The sequence below is a fragment of the Stenotrophomonas sp. genome, from assembly GCF_036662295.1.
In the GTDB taxonomy this organism is placed as follows: Bacteria; Pseudomonadota; Gammaproteobacteria; order Xanthomonadales; family Xanthomonadaceae; genus Stenotrophomonas.
Map to the genome: position 1 here is coordinate 20,631 of NZ_JAVWXA010000014.1, position 19,081 is coordinate 39,711.

The 19,081-nt window shown below is 69.1% G+C and carries 16 protein-coding genes and 1 pseudogene; 10 read left to right on the forward strand and 7 right to left on the reverse strand.

Going from position 1 to position 19,081, the window contains the following annotated elements; translation table 11 throughout:
• Window positions 1–12: 12 nt before the first annotated feature.
• Window positions 13–1,230: a nucleoside permease gene (locus tag RSA25_RS04550; protein ID WP_332807717.1), complete on the reverse strand. Its 1,218-nt coding sequence runs from the start codon at window positions 1,228–1,230 to the stop codon at window positions 13–15.
• 27 nt (window positions 1,231–1,257) lie between these two features.
• Window positions 1,258–2,310: a sugar phosphate isomerase/epimerase family protein gene (locus tag RSA25_RS04555; RefSeq protein WP_332807718.1), complete on the reverse strand. Its 1,053-nt coding sequence runs from the start codon at window positions 2,308–2,310 to the stop codon at window positions 1,258–1,260.
• A gap of 95 nt (window positions 2,311–2,405) precedes the next feature.
• Between RSA25_RS04555 and RSA25_RS04560 the strand changes: the two genes are divergently transcribed.
• The 3 genes from RSA25_RS04560 to RSA25_RS04570 all read left to right on the forward strand — a co-directional run bounded on the left by RSA25_RS04560 (window position 2,406) and on the right by RSA25_RS04570 (window position 5,094).
• Window positions 2,406–3,413, forward strand: coding sequence for a LacI family DNA-binding transcriptional regulator (locus RSA25_RS04560; protein ID WP_332807719.1), 1,008 nt, complete (start codon window positions 2,406–2,408; stop codon window positions 3,411–3,413).
• A gap of 94 nt (window positions 3,414–3,507) precedes the next feature.
• Window positions 3,508–4,533, forward strand: a complete 1,026-nt coding sequence (locus RSA25_RS04565; protein ID WP_332807720.1) for an AI-2E family transporter — start codon at window positions 3,508–3,510, stop codon at window positions 4,531–4,533.
• A 189-nt stretch (window positions 4,534–4,722) separates the two neighbouring features.
• Window positions 4,723–5,094, forward strand: a complete 372-nt coding sequence (locus tag RSA25_RS04570) for a hypothetical protein (protein ID WP_332807721.1) — start codon at window positions 4,723–4,725, stop codon at window positions 5,092–5,094.
• A gap of 275 nt (window positions 5,095–5,369) precedes the next feature.
• Here RSA25_RS04570 and RSA25_RS04575 read toward each other — a convergent pair whose 3' ends face one another.
• Entirely contained in the window at window positions 5,370–7,361 is a 1,992-nt protein-coding gene (locus RSA25_RS04575) for a hypothetical protein (RefSeq protein ID WP_332807722.1), read from the reverse strand.
• Between the two features lie 97 nt (window positions 7,362–7,458).
• On the opposite strand from RSA25_RS04575, the gene RSA25_RS04580 reads away from it, so the two are divergent.
• Window positions 7,459–7,677, forward strand: coding sequence for a hypothetical protein (locus RSA25_RS04580; protein WP_332807723.1), 219 nt, complete (start codon window positions 7,459–7,461; stop codon window positions 7,675–7,677).
• On the opposite strand, the gene RSA25_RS04585 is transcribed toward RSA25_RS04580, so the two are convergent.
• Both RSA25_RS04585 and RSA25_RS04590 read right to left on the reverse strand, forming a co-directional pair.
• A complete protein-coding gene (locus tag RSA25_RS04585; RefSeq protein ID WP_332807747.1) occupies window positions 7,662–8,717 on the reverse strand; it encodes an MBL fold metallo-hydrolase in 1,056 nt (351 codons plus the stop codon). The two genes, RSA25_RS04580 and RSA25_RS04585, sit on opposite strands and share 16 nt — an antisense overlap.
• A 112-nt stretch (window positions 8,718–8,829) precedes the next feature.
• Window positions 8,830–9,399 carry a TetR/AcrR family transcriptional regulator gene (locus RSA25_RS04590; protein WP_332807724.1) on the reverse strand — a complete coding sequence of 190 codons (570 nt, stop codon included), beginning with the start codon at window positions 9,397–9,399 and terminating at the stop codon, window positions 8,830–8,832.
• Window positions 9,400–9,759: 360 nt separating this feature from the next.
• Here RSA25_RS04590 and RSA25_RS04595 point away from each other — a divergent pair, with 360 nt between their 5' ends.
• Both RSA25_RS04595 and RSA25_RS04600 read left to right on the forward strand, forming a co-directional pair.
• Entirely contained in the window at window positions 9,760–10,338 is a 579-nt protein-coding gene (locus tag RSA25_RS04595) for a hypothetical protein (protein ID WP_332807725.1), read from the forward strand.
• A gap of 139 nt (window positions 10,339–10,477) precedes the next feature.
• Window positions 10,478–11,614 (forward strand): metallophosphoesterase, encoded by a 1,137-nt coding sequence (locus RSA25_RS04600; RefSeq protein WP_332807726.1) that lies wholly within the window; start codon window positions 10,478–10,480, stop codon window positions 11,612–11,614.
• 28 nt (window positions 11,615–11,642) lie between these two features.
• On the opposite strand, the gene RSA25_RS04605 is transcribed toward RSA25_RS04600, so the two are convergent.
• Window positions 11,643–13,082 (reverse strand): DUF2867 domain-containing protein, encoded by a 1,440-nt coding sequence (locus tag RSA25_RS04605; RefSeq protein ID WP_332807727.1) that lies wholly within the window; start codon window positions 13,080–13,082, stop codon window positions 11,643–11,645.
• A 30-nt stretch (window positions 13,083–13,112) separates the two neighbouring features.
• The gene (locus tag RSA25_RS04610; RefSeq protein WP_332807728.1) at window positions 13,113–13,427 is read right to left on the reverse strand and encodes a metalloregulator ArsR/SmtB family transcription factor; all 315 of its coding nucleotides are present in this window, start codon (window positions 13,425–13,427) and stop codon (window positions 13,113–13,115) included.
• A gap of 160 nt (window positions 13,428–13,587) precedes the next feature.
• On the opposite strand from RSA25_RS04610, the gene RSA25_RS04615 reads away from it, so the two are divergent.
• The 4 genes and pseudogenes from RSA25_RS04615 to RSA25_RS04630 form a co-directional block, all read left to right on the forward strand.
• Complete coding sequence (locus tag RSA25_RS04615; protein WP_332807729.1) at window positions 13,588–14,112, forward strand: sigma-70 family RNA polymerase sigma factor; 525 nt, start codon at window positions 13,588–13,590, stop codon at window positions 14,110–14,112.
• Window positions 14,113–14,117: 5 nt separating this feature from the next.
• On the forward strand, window positions 14,118–15,167 hold the full coding sequence (locus RSA25_RS04620; protein ID WP_332807748.1) for a FecR domain-containing protein: 1,050 nt from the start codon (window positions 14,118–14,120) through the stop codon (window positions 15,165–15,167).
• 191 nt (window positions 15,168–15,358) lie between these two features.
• Entirely contained in the window at window positions 15,359–18,409 is a 3,051-nt protein-coding gene (locus tag RSA25_RS04625) for a TonB-dependent receptor (protein WP_332807730.1), read from the forward strand.
• Between the two features lie 75 nt (window positions 18,410–18,484).
• Window positions 18,485–19,081, forward strand: a pseudogene (locus RSA25_RS04630) (hypothetical protein); the annotation flags it as partial.

The following is a 19,081-nucleotide window of genomic DNA, read 5'->3' on the forward strand; positions in this document are numbered from 1 at the left end:
CGGGTGCGGTCCTCAGGGCGTGGACGAGCCGACCGCAAGCACCGGCCGGTCGCGGAACAGGAACAGGAAGGCGATCAGCACGACCAGTGCCACCCCCGCCGGGAACAGCCAGATCTGCTGCCAGTCCGGGCCCGCGGCCGTGGTGTAGTGCTCCACCACCGCGCCGGACAGGAACGTGCCGATCAACATGCCCACCCCATACGTGGCCAGCGTGATGAACCCCTGCGCGCTGCTGCGGGCCGCGGGGCCGGCATGCGCATCGGTGTAGATCTGGCCGGTGACGAAGAAGAAGTCGTAGCAGATGCCGTGCAGCACGATGCCGATCACCAGCAGCGTGAAGCCGCCGCCCGCATCGCCAAAGGCGAACAGGGCATAGCGCACGACCCAGGCCGCCATGCCCACCGCCAGCATCGTCTTCACCCCCAACCGCACGAACAGGAACGGCATGGCCAGCATCAGCAGCACTTCGGACACCTGGCCCAGCGACTGCAGGCCGGCGGCGCCACGCACGCCCAGATCGTTGAGGTAAGGGTTGGTGAAGTTGTAATAGAACGACAGCGGGATGCAGATGGCGATGGACGCCAGGAAGAACACCAGGTACGCGCGCGACTTCAGCAGCCGCAGCGAATCCAGCCCCAGGACCTGCCCCAGCCCGGCGTCGCGCTGCTGCGCCAGCGGCGGCGTATGCGGCAGGGTGAAGGCATACAGGCCCAGCGCCAGCGAGGCCATTGCCGCCATCTGGAAGGTACGTTCCAGCCGGTGCGCCTGTTCCCAGCCCAGCCAGCCGATCAGCACGCCGGCCACGATCCAGCCGATGCTGCCGGCCACCCGGACCAGCGGGAACTGTTTTTCAGGCGACTGCATATGCCGCATCGCCACGCTGTTGGCCAGCGCCAGGGTGGGCATGAACAGCAGCATGTAGCCCATCACCCAGGCCGAGAACATGCTGAACGTGGTGGCCGTGGAGGCCAGCCACATCAGTACCGCGCCGGCCAGATGCAGCACCGCCAGGATGCGCTGCGCCGCGAAGTAGCGGTCGGCGATCAGGCCGACCAGGAAGGGCGCGACGATGGCGCCGATCGATTGGCTGAGGAAAGCCGTGGCGACCTGGCTTGCGCTGGCCTGCAGCGGCCCCTGCACCAGGTACGTGCCCAGGGTGACGAACCACGCGCCCCAGATGAAGAACTGCAGAAACATCATCGCGCCCAAGCGCGACATCGCGTGCGTCATGGCTTGCCCTCCCGGGGCGGTAATGACTCAGATTCCCAGCATGCGGTGCAGTGAGTGCGGGTCCGTGCCGCTGTCGGCGAAGTCGTCGAAGGCACGCTCGGTGACGCGGATGATGTGGTCGGCGATGAACGCGGCACCCTCCCGTGCGCCATCTTCGGGGTGCTTCAGGCAGCACTCCCACTCCAGCACCGCCCAGCCCGGGAAGTCGTACTGCGCGAACTTGGAGAAGATCGCCTTGAAGTCGATCTGGCCATCGCCGAGCGAACGGAACCGGCCCGGACGATCGATCCAGTCCTGGTAGCCGCCATAAACGCCACTGCGCGCGCTGGCGTGGTACTCCGCGTCCTTGACGTGGAAGATGCCGATGCGCGCGTGATAGCGGTCGATGAAGCCCAGGTAGTCCATCTGCTGCAGCAGCAGGTGGCTGGGGTCGTACAGGATTTTGGCGCGGGGGTGGTGGTCCACCACGTCGAGGAAGCGCTCGAAGGTCGCGCCATCGTGCAGGTCTTCGCCCGGATGGATTTCGAAGCACAGGTCCACTCCGCAGGCGTCGAAGGCATCCAGGATGGGGCGCCAGCGGCGGCCGAGTTCGGCGAATGCTGCATCCACCAGCCCCGGCGGGCGCTGCGGCCAAGGGTAGAGGTAAGGCCAGGCGAGCGCGCCGGAGAACGTGGCGTGGGCGGTGAGCCCCAGGCGCTGGCTGGCCTTGGCGGCCAGCAGCAACTGCTGCACCGCCCAGGCCTGGCGGGCCGCCGGATCGCCACGCGTGTCCGGCGGCGCGAAGCCGTCGAACAGGGTGTCGTAGGCGGGGTGGACGGCGACCAGCTGGCCTTGCAGATGGGTGGACAGCTCGGTGATCTGCAGCCCGTGCCCGGCGAGCGTGCCGGCGATGTCGTCGCAGTACGCCTGGCTGCGCGCTGCTTCGGCCAGGTCGAACAGATGGGGCGCGCTGGTGGGTACTTGTACGCCAGAATACCCCAGGCCCGCAGCCCAGCCGGCCAGTGTGTCCAGCCGATCAAAGGGAGGTGTGTCGCCAATGAACTGCGCCAGGAACAGCGCTGGACCCTTGAGCGTCTTCAAGATGATTCGCCCCGATGCAATCGATTGCATTACCCTAGCACGCCCCTCCCGCAGAACCGTTGTGCAGCGCACAGCGGAAAGAAGAACGTAACGCCATGGCCACCATCTACGACATTGCAAAGCACGTTGGCGTCTCGGCCGGCACGGTATCGCGGGCACTGTCGCGGCCGGAGAAAGTGCTGCCCGCCACGCGCGCGCGCATCGAGCAGGCCGCCGCCGCGCTGGGGTATGTGCCCAACACGGTCGCCAGGACGCTCAAGACCCAGCGCAGCGGCAAGATCCTGGTCACCGTGCCGGACATCGCCAATCCGTTCTTCGCCCAGATCCTGCAGGGCGCCGAGGACGCGGCGCAGGCCGTGGGTTATGCCGTGCTGCTGGGCGATACCCAGCACCTGCCCGAGCGGGAGGAGCGCTATGCGCAGATGCTCCGGCGCAACGAGGCCGACGGCCTGATCGTGCTGGGGCATCGCCTGCCGCCCACGGCACGCGACATCGTCCGGCAGCACGGCATTGCCGCGCCGGTGGTGAACGGTTGCGAGTTCGATCCGGCGCTGGGCATCCCCAGCGTCCACATCGACAACGCGGCCGCCGCGCGCGCGGTGATGGACCACCTGTACGGGCTGGGTCACGAACGCATCGCCGTGGTCGGCGGGCCGCCGGACAATCCCCTGCACCAGCAGCGCCTGGAGGGAGTGCGGGCGGCGGGCAAGGCGCGCGGTCGCCTGCGTCACCTGAGCGTTGTCCCGGGTGACTTCTCGGTGGAATCCGGTCATGCGGCCGGGATGGCGCTGCTGGGCGGCGCGACGGTGCCGAGCGCGGTGTTCTGCTTCAGCGACCAGATGGCGCTGGGCGTGCTGGCGGCCTGTCGGGACCGGGGCATCGGCGTGCCCGATGACCTGTCCGTCGTCGGCTTCGACGACCTGGCCTCGTCGCGTTACCTCACCCCGCCATTGACGACCATCCGGCAGCCCATGCGGGACATCGGTGCCCGGGCGGTCAATCTGCTGCTTGCCATCATCGAGCGTGTCGACGTGCCGCTGCAGCAGACGCTGGCGTTCAGCCTGATGGTGCGGGGCTCGACGGCGGCGCCGAGCCGCAGCTGAAGGCGGGGGCGCGCGCATCGCGGCGGCAGCGGGCGGCTCACTTGCCTGCCACGGGCATCCACTACCATGGGCGTCCGCCTCCGGATGCACCGCCATGTCCCTCGTGATTCCCGCCCTGCCCAAGCCGCCCACCGCCCGCATCGCCGCCTGGCTGCTGATGCTGCTGGGCATGTGGCTGGCGTTGAAGCTGGGCCTGGTGGTCACGCTGCTGTCGGGCCTGCTGGTGTTCCAGCTCACCCACGTGCTGGCATCGGTGGTGGAAGGGCGGCTGCGGCCCGGGCGGGCGCGCGCCATCGCGGTGATCGTGCTGGCGGCGGTCATCATCGGCCTGCTGGTGTTGGCCGGTATCGGCGTGGCGGCGTTCTTCCGTAACGAGACCGGCGGCCCGGACGTGCTGCTGGCGCGCCTGATGGACATCCTCAATACCTCGCGCCACCAGGTGCCGGCACTGCTGCAGCCTTACATTCCCGAAGACCTGACCGCCCTGCGCGCGGCAGTGAACGACTGGGCCGCCGAACACCAGCGGCAGCTGGGCGTGGCCGGCACCTCGGTGGTGCAGGTGAGCGTGCGGGTGCTGATCGGCATGGTGCTGGGCGCGATGATCGCGCTGTACGACGAACTGCCGCTGCCGCAGATGGGGCCGCTGGCGCAGGAACTGATCGGCCGCACCACGCGGCTGGCCACTGCGTTCCGCCAGGTGGTGTTCGCGCAGGTCAAGATTTCCCTGCTCAACACGCTGTTCACCGCGATCTTCCTGCTGGGCGTGCTGCCGCTGTTCGGGGTGCACGTGCCCCTGTCCAAGACGCTGGTGCTGATCACGTTCCTGGCCGGGCTGCTGCCGGTGGTGGGCAACATCATCTCCAACACCATCATCACCATCGTGGCGCTGTCGGTGTCGTTCTACGTGGCGGTGGCCGCGCTGCTGTACCTGGTGGTGATCCACAAGCTGGAGTACTTCCTCAACGCGCGCATCGTGGGCGGGGAGATCCAGGCGCGGGCCTGGGAGCTGCTGCTGGCGATGCTGGTGATGGAAGCGGCCTTCGGCCTGCCCGGGCTGGTGGCCGCGCCGGTGTTCTATGCCTATATCAAGCGCGAGTTGCTGGACCAGCGCTGGATCTGAGCCTGCCCGCCCACAGCGTGGGCGGCGCTAGCGCCGGGTCATCTTGCCGCGGCGGTAGTCGGTGCGGATCGCGATGATCAGGTCGGCGGGCGCGACGGCCTGGTGGGGAGGGGGACGCGTGACAGTCGAAATATGTGTGGTTCGCAGGTTTACCGGTTGCGTCTATGTTCCAGCTTGGGAGTGGCGTCCATGATTCGTCAGGTTTCTGCATTTTGTCTAACCCTCGGTCTCATGTTGGCTGCGGCCTACTTCGGCGGCGTTGCCGCGTCCGCTTCGAGTGGCTTCATGTTTGATCGCAATGATGTCGCGGTGGTCATCTCGTCAATGGTGTTTTCGTTGGCAGGCGGATTGGTTTCAAAGCGGTATGGGTTCGTCGTGGCCGTTACGCTTGTTTATCTGTCCGGTTTTGCTCTGGCGATTCGCATGGTGGGTGCTGCGTCGGGTGAGAGCCTGCTTTATCTGCTGGGAGTGAACTCGACTCGGATTCTGCTGACGATCGCCTCCAGCATGCTGGGTGCGTTCATCGGCGTTTGGTTCGCCCGTCGTCGGCAGGAAGGTTGAGCAACGGCCTCTCTTCTGCTCCGCATGGCGAGTGCCAATCGCGCGTTCAACGCTGTATCGGAAGCCTAAGACGGTCGAACCACACCACGCGTGCGCCATGCCGGCGCTGCTCGTCAACGCAACGGTCGCTGGACCAGGCGTATAGGCGACACCGTGCAGACAACGGGGGGCTTGACCTTGAAGTGGGTGCGACGGTGGGATCTGGTCCCGATTCCCCGGGAAGGTAAGCGCTTGGCTAGTGAAGTTGACGCGGCCGCATTGGACCGCGGCTGCGTTCACCCCAAAGGCCGCGGCCGGGCCATGCGCCCGCGTCGTTGCGCTTCCTGCCGCGCCCGGTAGCGGTTCTGGCTTTCGGCCAATGCCTCCAACGCACCTTCGGGCAGCCACAGCTGTCGGGTAGCGCGGGTCATCGCCGTGTAGGCCGCACGCACCGGATTGTGGGCATACGCGCGCGCGAAGCCGGTGCGGAAGCAGCATGTGGCCATCGCCACCTGCGCGTACTCGCTGTTTTTCGTGTGCTCGACCAGCACCAGCTGGAGCGTCGCTTCGGTAAACGGCTGCAGGCGTTGACCCAGCTCGATGAAATGGTCGCGGTTGTAGCCGCGCATGAACATGCGCGGGATCTGGCCCACCTGCTGCTCTTCGCACGCTGCGAGCAGCGCTTCCCAGCCTCGGCTGCTGCCGCCGTGCGCGGTGAGCTCGCGATAGGCTTCGGCCCCGCGCGTGACCTCACGATCCAGGCTGCGCAGCGTGTCCGGGTGGATGCCCAGCGGCGCACCGGCAGCGGACAATCGCTGCGCCTCTTCCAGCAGTCGCCATGCGCTGCCGAACACGCGCGTTGCGGTGGGCGGCACTTCGCTCCAGTCGCGGTAGATGGAGGTCACGGTGGGCTGCTCGGTGGCTCCACTGAACGGTGCTTCGAACAGCGCGGTGCTGTCCAGCGCGAGGGTGTCGTTGACCAGGCGTTCGACGAGCCGCCCTTGGCGCACGGACTGCGCGATTTCCAGCTTCATCCCGGTGGCGAAGCGTGGCGCATGACCGACCAGCCGCTGGTTGGGATCGCCCAGGCTGATGACCGAGCCGGTGTAACGAGCCAGCAGCGCCTTCCAGGCCGGGCTGAGGTCGTGCGCTTCGTCGATGAGCAGGGTGCCGGCGCTGTCCGGAATGGGCGCGTCGTGCAGGGCCAGCCATTTGCCCAGATGGTCCACGTTGAGGCTGAGCACGGCGTCCTTCTGGATCTTCGGGTCGAACATGCAGCGCCACACGTGTTCGGCGGCGGCTACGTACGGGGCGCCGTCGATCATCGCGTGCGGCACGCTGCGCACGAAGTGGCGGGGTTCCAGTCGCGGAGCGATGGAGCGGCACCAGGTGGCGATGCCGTCCAGCGCGATGCGCAGCGCCGCGGCGGGCGGGTACGCGCCAATGCCCTGCAGGCCGATGCGCGCGGCGATGTCGCGGAACGACTGGCGGCTGATCTGGAACGCCGGCTTGTAGGCCGAGCCCAGCAGCCCGCGCTGGAACGCGTGCGCAGCGATCTGGTTGGCGAAGCCGATCTGCGAAATGATCTGCACCGGCAGGTGGGCCCCCAGCCGGGCGCGGAACGCCTGCACCTGGCTGGCGCGCGGCGCGATGTAGGTGTAGCGGCGGGCGGCACCGTCCAGCAGTTGCAGGATCAGGTGGGTTTTGCCGGCACCGGCGTACGCGTCGAGGTCGATGTGCTCGTCATCGTTGGCGACGATGGCGCGCAGGGCGCGCGCCTGCTCGGGCGTGTAGTCGGCGGTCCGGGCGATGTAGGCCGGGGACGCCAGGCTGGCGTCGACGTCGGACGCCGTTTCATCCTCAGGCGCGTCCGGATACCAATGGATGGTGTGCGCTTCCAGGGTGACGAGACTGTCGCGCTGGAAGTCCTCGGCGGCGTAATGTTCCGAAGCCCGCAGCACATACGCGTGCACCACCGTCTCGGCGGCAAGCACCACGCCCTGCGCGGCCATCGCCTGCAGCCAGCCTTCGACGGTGGCCGGCAGTGCGGCGCGCACGGTGGCGAACTGGGCAGCGGCGTCGTCCGGGTGCGCCGCAAACAGCGCGCAGGCCTGTTCCAGCAGCCGGGTCAGTTCGGCCGCGCGGTGCGGGCGCTGCTGGCATAGCGCCGCGGCGAACAGGCCGGCCTGCTCCAGCGCGGAGACCGGCAACGTGCCGGCCTCCAGGAACGCGGTCAGCGTCGACTCGGAAAGCGGCAGGGCGTAGGTGTCGACAGCGGGAAGGGGCATTACCTGGGCGGAAGCAAGTGCAGGGTCACGATGATACCCCGCCGCCCGTCGCCGCTATGCTGTGCGTCCCGACGCTTACCGGACAAGGACCTCCGCCATGGTGCTGCTTTTCCTGCTGGTGCTGACCGTTTTCTGCGGCTGGATCGTCTTCTTTGACGGTGCTCGGCACGTGCAGGGGGCAGTATCGGCGATCGACCTGCGGGAGGTGCCGGAGCCGAACGACGACGATCGCCTGCTGACCCTCAACCAGGTCCGCCTGTGGGCCGTGTGTGTGTGGATGCTCGTCGTGGGCCTGGCGATCTATCGGGCCGCCTGAGCCAGCGCCTCCGACCCGGCCGGCACCCGCATCGTGCGCCACCAGGGCGTACCCGGCTGCGGGGCATCCAGGTCCAGCCGCTCCCCCATGCCCGGCGTGGACAGCGCAATGCCGCGCTGCCGCGCCAGTGCGCTGACCCGTTCGAACGGTTCGTCCCACTGGTGCAGGGCCAGGTCGAAGGTGCCGTTGTGGATCGGCACCAGCCACTGCCCACGCAGGTCCTGGTGGGCCTGCACGGTCTGCTCGGGCTGCATGTGCACGAACGGCCACTTGGCATCGTAGGCGCCGGTTTCGATGAAGGTGACATCGAAGGGGCCGTAGCGCTCGCCGATCTGCCGGAAGCCATCGAAGTAGCCGGTGTCGCCACTGAAGAACAGGCGCAGGTCGCGGTCCAGGATCACCCAGGAGGCCCACAGCGTGCGGTTGCCATCGCGCAGCCCGCGCCCGGAGAAATGCTGGCCCGGGGTGGCCGCAAAGCGCACGCCGTCCACCTCGGTTTCCTGCCACCAGTCCAGCTGGCGCACGCGCTCGCGCGGCACGCCCCAGGCGATCAGCCGGTCGCCCACGCCCAATGGGGTGAGGAACACGTCGGCGCGGCTGGCCAGGTGCTTGATGGTGGCGCGGTCGAGATGGTCGTAGTGGTCGTGGGAGAGCAGCACGCCGCGGATGTGCGGCAGCTCGTGCAGGGCGATGGGCGGGGCATGGAAGCGCTTTGGGCCCATCCACTGCACCGGCGAGGCACGCTTGGAGAACACCGGGTCGGTCAGCCACCAACCGCCGCGCAGTTTGACCAGCAGGGTGGAATGGCCGAGCCGGTACAGGCTGTGGTCGGGCGCGCTGGCCAGCTCGGCCGGGGTGATCGCACGCACCGGCGGCGCCTGCGGCGGGGTGGTGCCGGCCGGGCGGTCGAACAGGAACTGCCACAGCAGCTTGAGGGTGCCGGTGACGGTTTCCTTCGGCTTGGGGGCGACGTTGGTGAAGTGGCCGTCGTGCATTTGAGGCGACGCATCATGGTTGGCGATAGGCACGGTCAGGGTCATCCCGATAAGTACGGTGAGGGAGAAGGCGGCGACCAGCAGGGGGAGGGCTCTCATGGCGCGCCTTCGAAGTTGTGAGTGCGTACGCACTCATTTATAGGGTGGAAAAACAGGCTCATCGTTGGATGCCTTTCCAGAACAGGTCGAACCCGGCCTGCTGCAGCGCCTGGCGGCGCTCGGGTTCGGCGGCCATCGCTTCCAGCGTGGTCTCCAGCAGGTTGATCAACACCCGGCCGAGGTAGAACGGCAGGCGGTCGGCGTCGATATGCCCGGCCAGGCTGGCCTCCAGCCGCTGCAGCATGCTGCCGAACAGGCCGGCGCATTCGGCGCGGGTCTGCTCGCTGATCCGCTCGGATACCTTGAGCTGGCGCAGCGCCATGCGGTCCACCGGATAGGTCGAGCCCCAGGCGATCAAGGCGTTCCAGGCATGCTGCAGCAGGCCGTGGCCATCGGCATCAGTGGGGAAATGGGTGCCCAGCGCCATCGACAGCCGCGTTTCCAGGCGCACGAACAGCGCATTGAGCAGCGCGTCCTTGGTCGGGAAATAGGTGAACACGGTGCCCTCGGCGACCTTGGCCGCGCGCGCAATCTGCGCCGTGGACGCGCCGATGCCCTGCGCGGCCACCAGCGTGGCGGCGGCATCGAGGATGGCATCGTGTTTCTGTTCGCTGAGCGGGCGGGCCATAAGAATGGGTAAGTGAGTGCTTGCTCATTTATAGGCCGGGTGCCGGCTGGTTGCAAGTGCTTTCCAACGGGGCCCGTTCCCATTGTTCAGCCAGCCACCGCGCCGGAACCTTCCCGGCAATGCGACACCCGCTCCCTGCACATCCGCGAAGACGCGCCGCTGGATAAAGCGCGCTTCGTGGCCTGGGGGGGGCAGGCCAGCCGCTTGCCCGGCGAGCACTGTAGACCACTGCCGGCAGGAGACGCCGATGACCCGCACGCCCTCCAGCACCCCGCACGCCGGCGGTCGTCGCAGGCAAGGCGCCTCGTGATCGGCTAGCCTGTGCGCCTTCATGGACGTCATCACCCTGCAAGGAGCACCATGCGCCACGTTTCTTTCGTACTCGCCGCCGTTCTGCTGTCGCCGCTGGCGTCCGCACAGCCGGCCGTCCCCGCCGACACGTTCAACGCGTTGTTCGGCAACACCTGCATGACCCACCTCTACGCGCCCGAGGGCCTGACGGCCTGGATGGCCGAGCGCAACCTGGCGCCGCTGGAAGATGCGGTGGCGCAGAGCTTCCTGCATGGCAAGCCGGGCAAGGCGTGGGCCATCACGCTGGACGGCGACCAGTACGCGGTGTCGCGCACCGACGCCGGCCTGTGCGCGGTGTATGCGCGACGCATGGACGGCGAGCAGCTGCAGTCGCGCTTTGCCGCCCTGGTGGGCAAGGCGCCGGCGCCGATGACCGCGCGGGCCACCCCGAGTCCGGCGGCGAGCACGCCGACGCGGCGGTCGGTGTCGTATGTGTGGTCGTGGCCGGACGAAAAAACCTCCGGGCTGATGTTCACCTTGACCACCACCGACGAGGTGGATGCGCCGCTGCAGGCGATGGCCTCGCTGGCGCGCGTGAACCTGGATGACGGCAGCGCCGGCGAGCCCACGCCGTCCTCGCCGCATTGACCCCGGCCGGGCGGCCGCGCGACGCAGTGTGCCGCCCGTGTGACACCTTCGCGGTGGCAGGGACGGGCAGATTCGGCAAAGATGGTGCACTGCAAGATCGTCGCTGGCGATTCGGCGGGTCTCCCCCATTGAAACTGGAATGCCTGTGCTGAGTGTTGTGGGTTTGCTGCTTGCGTTGTACGTGGTGTGGCGCGTGGTCTGGCCGTTGCGGGTGTCGACATCGATCCGCGGGCCGCTGGGATTGCTGGTGGTGGCGCTGGCGCTGCACCACCGCATCGTCGCCCGTTTCGCCGGCACGATGGCCTCGCCGGAGATTCCCACCGCGGCGATCGCGGTGCTGGCCACCGGCTTCACCACGTTGCTGCTGGGCGCGCTGATGGTGCTGCTGCTGGACCTGGCGCTGCTCGGCGCGCGGCTGCTGCGCTGCCCACGCGCCACCACCGCCCTGCGCGCTGCCTACCTGCGCCCGGCCGCGTTCGGCCTCGCCCTGCTGCTGGCCTCCTACGGTGTGTGGCAGGGCATGGCCGTGCCGCAGACGCGCCAGGTGGAGGTGGTGATCGATGACCTGCCGGCCGCGTTCGACGGCTACCGCGTGCTGCAGTTGACCGACATCCACGCCAGCCGCCTGCTTACCGGCGCCTGGGTGGCCAAGGTGGTGGCCAACAGCAACGCGCTGGCACCCGACCTGGTGGTGATCACCGGCGACCTGATCGACGGCACCGTGGCGGCGCGCGCGGCCGACTTCGCCCCGCTGGGCCGGTTGCGCGCGCCCGATGGCGTGATCGCGATCACCGGCAACCACGAGTACTACGCCCAGCATGCGGCGTGGATGCAGGCCTTCCGTGCGCAGGGCATGCAGGTGCTGGACAACAGCCACGTGCAGGTGCGGCGCGACGGCGCAGCGCTGACCATCGCCGGGGTCACCGACCCGGTGGCCAGCAACTACGGGCTGCCGCCACCGGACCTGCACGCGGCGCTGGCCGGTGCCGATCCCGCCGCGCCGGTGATCCTGCTAGACCACCGGCCCGGCGCCGCGCGCGCGAATGCGGCGCAGGGCGTGGCGCTGCAGCTGTCCGGCCACACCCACGGCGGGCACATCATCGGCATGGACCAACTGGTCAAGCGTGCCAACGGCGGCTATGTCTCCGGCCGTTACGCGGTCGATGGCATGACCCTGTACGTGAGCAACGGCGCCGGGCTGTGGCCGGGTTTTGCCGCGCGCATCGGGGTGCCGTCGGAGATCACGCTGATCACGTTGCGGCGGAAGAAAGGCTGAGCCAGGGCGGTCGCGGCCGCGGTGCGCCTCAGGCGACCGCGACCGTGCTGGCCGCCGGCGAGGCGGGCAGCGGCCCGGGTGCGGCAGTGGCGCGCACCAGCTCCGGTGCCAGTGCATGGGCGAGCGCCATCCGCAGCAGTGCCGGGCTGACGTGGCGGCGGTGCACGTGGCCGATGGCGGCCATGTAGAACCGGCCGAATGCGTTGCGGGTGCGCACGCGCGACCCCAGTGCGACGATCGCGGTGCCGTCGGCCAGCCGCTGCACGCGCACGCACGAGCGGAACTGCAGGTGGCGGTCATCGGCACCCAGCAGTACCTCGGCGCTGCGACCGTCGGCGCTGCACGCCTGCGCATGCACGGGGAAGCGCTGCGCGAACAGGTGGCGGCGGTCGCCGGACAACAGCGAGGACACCGGGCAGCCCAGCGGCGAGGTCCGCAGGTGGAGCGGGGCGACCAGCACGTTGCGCACGGCCATCAGCCGGCCCACGCTGGGCGGCGGGTTGAGCACGAAGCCCTCCAGCACCGCCTCCAGCAGCGCGCTGGCCGAGGTGCCGGCCACGCGGCTGGCCGGCAACGCCACGCTGATGTAATCCTCATGGGCCGGGGCGTCCGGCCAGGCCTGGCGCAGCAGCGAGTCGGCCGGCGCCGCCGGCTGCACGCAGACGGGGTGGGCCGCCGCGCGGCGACCGATGTAGCCGTGCGCCGGACGCAGCCGCGCCAGGCCGGCGCGGACCCGGCCGACCAGGTCGCGGCTGCGTGCGCATAGCTGGGCCAGTGCCGACTGCCCGGGCGAGCGCAGCGACAACGTCACGACCGGATAACGCGCCAGGTCGGTCTGCGCCAGCATCTGTTGCAGCGCCTCGGGCAGGGTGTCGGTCAGCGAGGGAATATCGGCGGCGTCGGCCTCGATCTGCGCGCGCTGCAGGGCGGTCAAGGCGCCGTCGCGCTCGTTGGCATGGCAGGACAGCGCGAACAGGGCCGGATGGCGCGGGTGGCGCGAGACGAACTGGTGCCAGGTGCCGCTGCCGAAGCGCACGGTGAACAGGCAGTCCGGCGGGATATCGATGCAACGCAGCGCCTGCAGGAACGCGGCCGGGTCCTGCTGCAGCTGCGCATCGGAAGCGGTGGAGAAGCGCAGCTGCGCGCCACCGCTGCCGGCGATGGCGGTGAACATGCGCGGGCCGGCGTGGCGATGGAACGGATGGCCGTTGCGGCCCACCGAGAAGGAGTACAGCGAGGAGGCATCGCCCTGCGCCAGGTGCATGCCGCCCAGGCGGGCGGAGGGCTCATCCAGCGCATCGACGAAGCGCGGATGCGCGGCCTGGCGCTGGCCTGCATCGCGCAGCAGCTGGTCGCCCGCGCCGATGCCGAGCTGGGCGATCAGGGCCACTTCGATCGGGCTGCCGCCGCCGCAGGAGGGCAGGCTGACGCTGGGGAAGGAGCGGCTGACGCGGCTGGTATCGAGCATGACGATCTCCTTGTCCTGCGGCGGTCGGGTTCAGGTGGCGGGCTTGCGGCGCGCACGCGCCCGGCTTTCGCGCTGCAGCGGGCCGCCCACCGGGCAGACCTCGGCGGCCCAGGCGAACAACGTATTGGCCAGGGTGTCGGGCACCTGGCGGAAATACACGAACTGGCCGCGCTTCTCGCGTTCGATCAGGCCGGCGTCTTCCAGGATGCGCAGGTGGCTGGACAGCGCCGGCTTGCTGAAATCAAAGCGCTCGCCCAGTTCGCCCGCGCTCAGCTCGCCGCCGTTGAGGTAGGCCAGGATCTGCCGGCGGGCGGTGGAGGCAAGGGCTTCGAAGATGCGGTCCATATCGAGTAATTAACTAATTCGTTAATTGATAGTCCTCCCGCGCCGCGGCGATGTCAAGCCGGTCCGGTGCGTGCGCGGGGCCCCGCGTGGCGGCACCGTCACCACCCCGTCATCTTCGCCGCCTACCTTGCGCCGCACTTCAGGGGGTGGGGCAACGGCCGTGGTCGAACACGCAAGACGGCGCCTGGCGCGCATGTTCGTCGAGCATGCGCCGGTGCTGCGCGGCTTCTTCGTGCGGCGCGGCGCGCGCCAGGATGCCGAGGACCTGGTGCAGGAGACCTACCTGCGCCTGTTGCGCGCGCATGAGGGGCAGGGGGGTGACATCGCCAACCCGGAGGCCTATCTGTTCACCGTGGCGCTCAACCTGGCCCGCGAGCAGGCCACGCGGCGGCGCTGGAACGCGCTGCCGATCGAGGCCTGCGAGCAGCTCGAGCAGGGCCTGGCCAGCGACGAGTGCGTGGAGGACAGCGCCGCGCGTGCACAGCGCAGCGCCAACCTGCAGGCGTTGCTGATGACCCTGCCCGAACACACCCGGGCCGTGCTGGTGATGCAGTACCGCGACGGCCTCAGCTACAAGCAGATTGCCGAGCGCCTGGGCGTGTCCACCCACATGGTCAAGAAACACGTGGTGCGCGGACTGTCGGTCTGCCGGCGCGCGGTCGGCGCGGGCGTGCAGCCATGGTGAGCCCGATCAGCCGGCATCCCTCCGCGCTCACCCTGGCCGCCGCGCACTGGCATGCACTGCAGCGCGAGGGCGCGCTCGATCCGGAACGGCAGCAGGCCTTCATGCGCTGGTTGCTGGCCTCGCCGGACCACCTGCGCGAGTACCTGGCGGTCAGCCAGGTGGCCGGCCGCCTGGGCGAGGCGCTGCGCGGGATGCCGGTCGATCTGGAGGCATGGGTGGCGGCGCCGGCACCGGCGGCGGCCGCCGACAACGTGGTGGCGCTGCCGCTGCGGCGTGCGCCCACGCCGCCGGCCCGGCCCCGCCAGCGCCGCCATCTGCCGGGGCTGGCAGCGGCCGCCGCGCTGCTGGTGTCGCTGGGGATCGGTGCCACGCTGGCGTGGCCGCAGACCCAGCACTATGCCGCCGGCCACGGCGCGCCGCGCCGGTTCACCCTGCCCGACCATACCGTGGTGCATCTCAACGCAGAGAGCGATATCCGCGTGCGCTACACGTTGCTGGGCCGGCGGGTGGAGCTGGAGCGCGGCCAGGCCAGCTTCGTGGTGGCCGAGGAGCGCCGGCCGTTCGAGGTGCACGCGGCCGGGCTGAAGGTCACCGATATCGGCACCACCTTCGACGTGTCGTTGCAGCGCGAGCAGGCGCGCGTGGCGGTCAGCGAGGGCCGCGTGCAGGTGCATGGCGATGGTGGGCGTGGGCGCCTGCTGGCCGACCTGGGCGCCGGGCAGGGCGCGCGCGTGGACTATCGCGACCAGCGCGTGCAGCTGGAGACCGAGGACGCCGCCAGCCTGCACGCGTGGTGGCAGGGCCGCATCGTGTTCCGCGATGAACCGCTGCGCGAGGTGGCCGACCGCTTCAACCGCCTCAACCGCCAGCGCCTGCAGGTCAGCGACGAGGCCGGTGCGCTGCGCCTGACCGGCAACCTGCGCGGCCACGACCTGGCCTCGCTGCGCGTGTTCCTGGCGCAGCAGCCGCTGCTGGCGATCGCAGAGCAGCCCGGCGGCATCGTGGTGCGTCTGCGCGATCCAGCCGCGCCGGCCGAGATCCGCGCCGCGCCCTGAGCGGCGCGCGTGTTGGGCACGCACGCCGGTGTTGCACGCGTGTGTCGTTTCCGCGTCGCGCGTGCATCGGCAGTGTCAGAAAAAATTCATCGAAACAGCGGTGCCCGATCCGCACCGTGACCCGTCGTAGTCAGGGCAAGCGCGCACAACCGCCGGCGCGCACCTTCCTCCTTCCCAGACTGGATCCCACGATGCGTCGCACTCTGTTCCTCTCGATCGCCCTCGCCCTGCAGGTCACGACGGCTGCCACCGCCGCCGAGTCCGTGCCCGTCGCCCGCGAGGCCATCGCCGCGCAGCCGCTGGACCAGGCCCTCAATGCGCTGTCGCGGCAGACCGGCCTGCAGTTCGTCTACAGCGCCCAGGCCGCCGGCAACCCGCGCACGCCGGCGATCCCCGCCGGGCTGTCCGCGCCGGCGGCGCTGACCCAGCTGCTGGCCGGCACCGGGCTGCGCTTCCGCTACCTCAACGCCACCACCGTCACCATCGAAGCCGACGCGACCACGCCGTCGCCGGCCTCGACCGCGTTGCCCGCCGCGGCCAGCGATGGCGCGCCGGCCCTGGCCGCCGAGGCGGTCGACGGCCCCGGGCCGCAGAACCTGGAAACCATCCAGGTGACCGGCAGCTACAGCCGCAGCCTGGAACAGGCGGTGGACCTCAAGCGCACCAATATCGGGTTTTCCGATTCGATCGTGGCCACCGACGTGGCCGACTTTCCCGAGCAGAACCTGGCCGAGGCCCTGCAGCGCGTGCCGGGCGTGACCATCGAGCGCAGCAAGGGCCTGGGCACCAAGGTCAACGTGCGTGGCCTGCCGTCGGAGTACACGCTGGTGTCGATCAACGACCTGGCCACCGCCTCGGGCAGCGGCGGGCGCGATGTTGAGTTCGACATGTTCGCCTCGGAGATCCTGCAGCAGGTGACGGTGCAGAAGTCGCCGACCGCCGCGGACGAGGAGGGCGGCATCGCCGGCTCGGTGAAGATCTCCACCGCGCGCCCGTTCGAATACAAGGAGCGCAAGCTGGTGCTCTCGGCCGAAGGCGCGCACAACAGCATCTCCGGTGAAGTGGACCCACGCTTTGCCTTCCTCGCCGCCGATACCTGGGGCGACTGGGGTGGCCTGGTGTCCTTCTCCACGGCCAAGCGCACCAACCGCACCGACGCCACCTCGGGCATCAACTTCCGCCCGATGTCGCGCTTCCTCGGCGCCTCGGGCACCCGCGGCACCCAGGCGGCGGCCGTGCTGGCGCGCGATGCCGGGGTGATCGTGGCCAACCGCACCAACACCGATGAAACCAACCTGATCGTGTTCCAGGACAAGGTGGGCGACCGCGTCTACCTCAACGAACAGGACAAGTGGGGCGCCACCGCCTCGTTGCAGTACCAGCCCAGCAGCACCTTCAGCCTGACCTTCGATGCGATGCTGGGCGGCTATGACGCCACCGAGGACGAGTACGACGCCGCGGCCTACTCGGCCTCCAGCCGCAGCACGCTGGATACCATCCACGAGTACGACGCCACCACCCTGGCCGACTACGGCATGGTGGTGCTGCGCGATGTCTCCTACACCGCCACCCAGCACGAAATGCTGAGCAAGGAGCGGATCAACAAGACCGACTACCGCCAGTTCAGCGTGGCGCTGGACTGGAAGGGCGAGGACTGGAGCATCGATGCGATGGCCGGCTACTCCGGCGCGGAGAAGACCACCGACTTCTCCAACCTCAAGCACGTGGCCTACGCGCCCTCGCGCACGCGCTGGACCGGGCGCAGCGGCGAGACCCTCCCCAGCGCGGCCTCGAATGGTTTTGACATGTACAACTCGCCGGACAAGTACCTGTTCGAGGCGTACGAGACCACGCTGGAGAAGGTGAAGGACGACAAGTACGCCGCCCAGGTCAACGTGACCCGCATGCTCGAGCTGGCCTTCCTGCCGGCGCTGCACAGAGTGCGGTTCGGCGCGCGTTACACCGACAAATCCAAGCAGCGCCAGTACGGCGAACTGAAGATCACCGGTCCCGGTGCCGGCGACAGCAGCTGGGTGAACAAGCGCACGCTGGCCGACAGCCCGCTGCAGTGGATCAGCGACATCGTGCCCGGCGGCGACTACACCATCAAGGACCTGGACTGGCAGCAGGTCTCCAACGGCTATGCGCGCGATGCGTTCCGCTATGCCGGCTTCAAGACCCCGTTCGACCCGGGCCAGTACTACCAGGTGGATGAAAAGGTGACCAGCCTCTATGCGATGGCCGACTTCGCCTTCGACATCGGCACGGTGCCGGTCAGTGCCAACGCCGGCGTGCGCTACGTGGACACCGCGGTGACCTCCTTCGGCTACCACCCGATCCAGAAGCCCGATGGCAGCACCGGCTACACCGATACGCCGGTGTCCAAGGACGGCAGCTACGACGACCTGCTGCCGAGCATGAACATTACCGCCGAGCTGGCCCATGGGCTGCTGCTGCGCGCGGCCGCCTCCAAGACCATGATGCGCCCGGCGCTGACCGACATCGCCTACAAGCGCACCGCCAGCTGGAGCTCGTTCCGCTTCACCGATGGCAACCCCGAGCTGAAGCCGACCTACGCCAAGCAGTGGGAAATCGGCCTGGAGAAGTACCTGGACAACGGCGCGCTGCTGGCCACCTCGTATTTCCGCAAGAACATCGACGGGGTGGTGATCAACGGCTTCACCGGCATCGTGCCCGACGTGGCGGTGTACAACGCCAACGGCAGCCTCAACGGGATCTACGACTTCGACGTGTACCAGCCGGTCAACGCCAAGGGTGCCTACCAGGTCGATGGCGTGGAGCTGGTGGCGCAGCTGCCGCTGGGCATGTTCCACCCGGTGCTGGACGGCTTCGGCATCAACGCCAACTACACCATGCTCGACAGCTCGCTGGCCGGCGAATCCTCGCTGGGCATCCGCACGCCGATGCCGGGCCTGTCCGAGAAGACCTGGAACTTCACCGCGTACTACGAGAACAGCCGTTTCGACGCGCGCGTGTCGTACAACCACAAGGACAAGTACGTCGAATCGATCGGCTATGACATGTACCCGATCTGGCGCGATGCGTATGGCCAGCTGGACGTGTCGATCGGCTACCGGATCACCGACAACATCAAGGTGAGCCTGAAGGGCATCAACCTCACCAACGAGATCACCAGCGGCTACACCATGGATCCGTCGTTCCCGACCATGTACGAGGCCTCCGGCCGCCGCATCAGCCTGGGCCTGCGCGCCGACTTCTGATCGCCCGCCTCGCCTGCGCGCGCGGCCGCTCCGCTGGGCCGCGCGCGCACCGGCTGTTACTGAAAGGACACCCCCATGCGTCACCTGTCTTTACTGGCCGCCCTGCTGGCGGCCGGCCCGGCCCTGGCCGCCGATGCCGCCCGCCACGCCGACGCCGACCGCCAATGGCTGGCCGGCGACCACCACGTGCACAGCGAGTGGAGCGTGGACTGGGACCACAGCACCACGCCGCCCACGCCCATCCGCGGCGGCGATTCCACCTATACCCGCAGCCGCAACGCCGCCCAGGCGCAGGCCTTCGGGCTGGCCTGGATGGTGCATACCGACCACGGTGGCCCCGGCCATTCGGCAGTGACCGCCGACCATGCCTATCCGGCCCTGTTGCAGGCCCGCGTGGACGTGCCCGGCGTGATCCAGTTCAACGGCATGGAGTTCGACGTGCCTGCGGGCGAGCACGCTTCGCTGATCATCGCGCCCGGCCCGGACGAGCGCGACCAGCTGGTCACCACCGAGCGTGACTTCAGCCGCGGCGAGCCGCTGCAGGACGGCAGCCGCGACAGCCCGCAGGACATGCTGGCCGCGCTGGCCCACCTGCGCGGCCTGACCCCGCTGCCGCTGATGCTCATCAACCATCCCTCGCGCACGGCCACCGCGGTGGGGGAGTGGGGCCAG

Excerpts from the sequence above, each read along its gene's own strand:
- RSA25_RS04550 (WP_332807717.1), bottom strand. The coding sequence starts at position 1,230 with ATGACGCACGCGATGTCGCGCTTGGGCGCGATGATGTTTCTGCAGTTC.
- RSA25_RS04570 (WP_332807721.1), top strand. The coding sequence starts at position 4,723 with ATGATTCGTCAGGTTTCTGCATTTTGTCTAACCCTCGGTCTCATGTTG.
- RSA25_RS04610 (WP_332807728.1), bottom strand. The coding sequence starts at position 13,427 with ATGGACCGCATCTTCGAAGCCCTTGCCTCCACCGCCCGCCGGCAGATC.
- RSA25_RS04600 (WP_332807726.1), top strand. The coding sequence starts at position 10,478 with ATGCCTGTGCTGAGTGTTGTGGGTTTGCTGCTTGCGTTGTACGTGGTG.
- RSA25_RS04580 (WP_332807723.1), top strand. The coding sequence starts at position 7,459 with ATGGTGCTGCTTTTCCTGCTGGTGCTGACCGTTTTCTGCGGCTGGATC.
- RSA25_RS04605 (WP_332807727.1), bottom strand. The coding sequence starts at position 13,082 with ATGCTCGATACCAGCCGCGTCAGCCGCTCCTTCCCCAGCGTCAGCCTG.
- RSA25_RS04575 (WP_332807722.1), bottom strand. The coding sequence starts at position 7,361 with ATGCCCCTTCCCGCTGTCGACACCTACGCCCTGCCGCTTTCCGAGTCG.
- RSA25_RS04595 (WP_332807725.1), top strand. The coding sequence starts at position 9,760 with ATGCGCCACGTTTCTTTCGTACTCGCCGCCGTTCTGCTGTCGCCGCTG.
- RSA25_RS04590 (WP_332807724.1), bottom strand. The coding sequence starts at position 9,399 with ATGGCCCGCCCGCTCAGCGAACAGAAACACGATGCCATCCTCGATGCC.
- RSA25_RS04565 (WP_332807720.1), top strand. The coding sequence starts at position 3,508 with ATGTCCCTCGTGATTCCCGCCCTGCCCAAGCCGCCCACCGCCCGCATC.
- RSA25_RS04585 (WP_332807747.1), bottom strand. The coding sequence starts at position 8,717 with ATGACCCTGACCGTGCCTATCGCCAACCATGATGCGTCGCCTCAAATG.
- RSA25_RS04625 (WP_332807730.1), top strand. The coding sequence starts at position 15,359 with ATGCGTCGCACTCTGTTCCTCTCGATCGCCCTCGCCCTGCAGGTCACG.
- RSA25_RS04560 (WP_332807719.1), top strand. The coding sequence starts at position 2,406 with ATGGCCACCATCTACGACATTGCAAAGCACGTTGGCGTCTCGGCCGGC.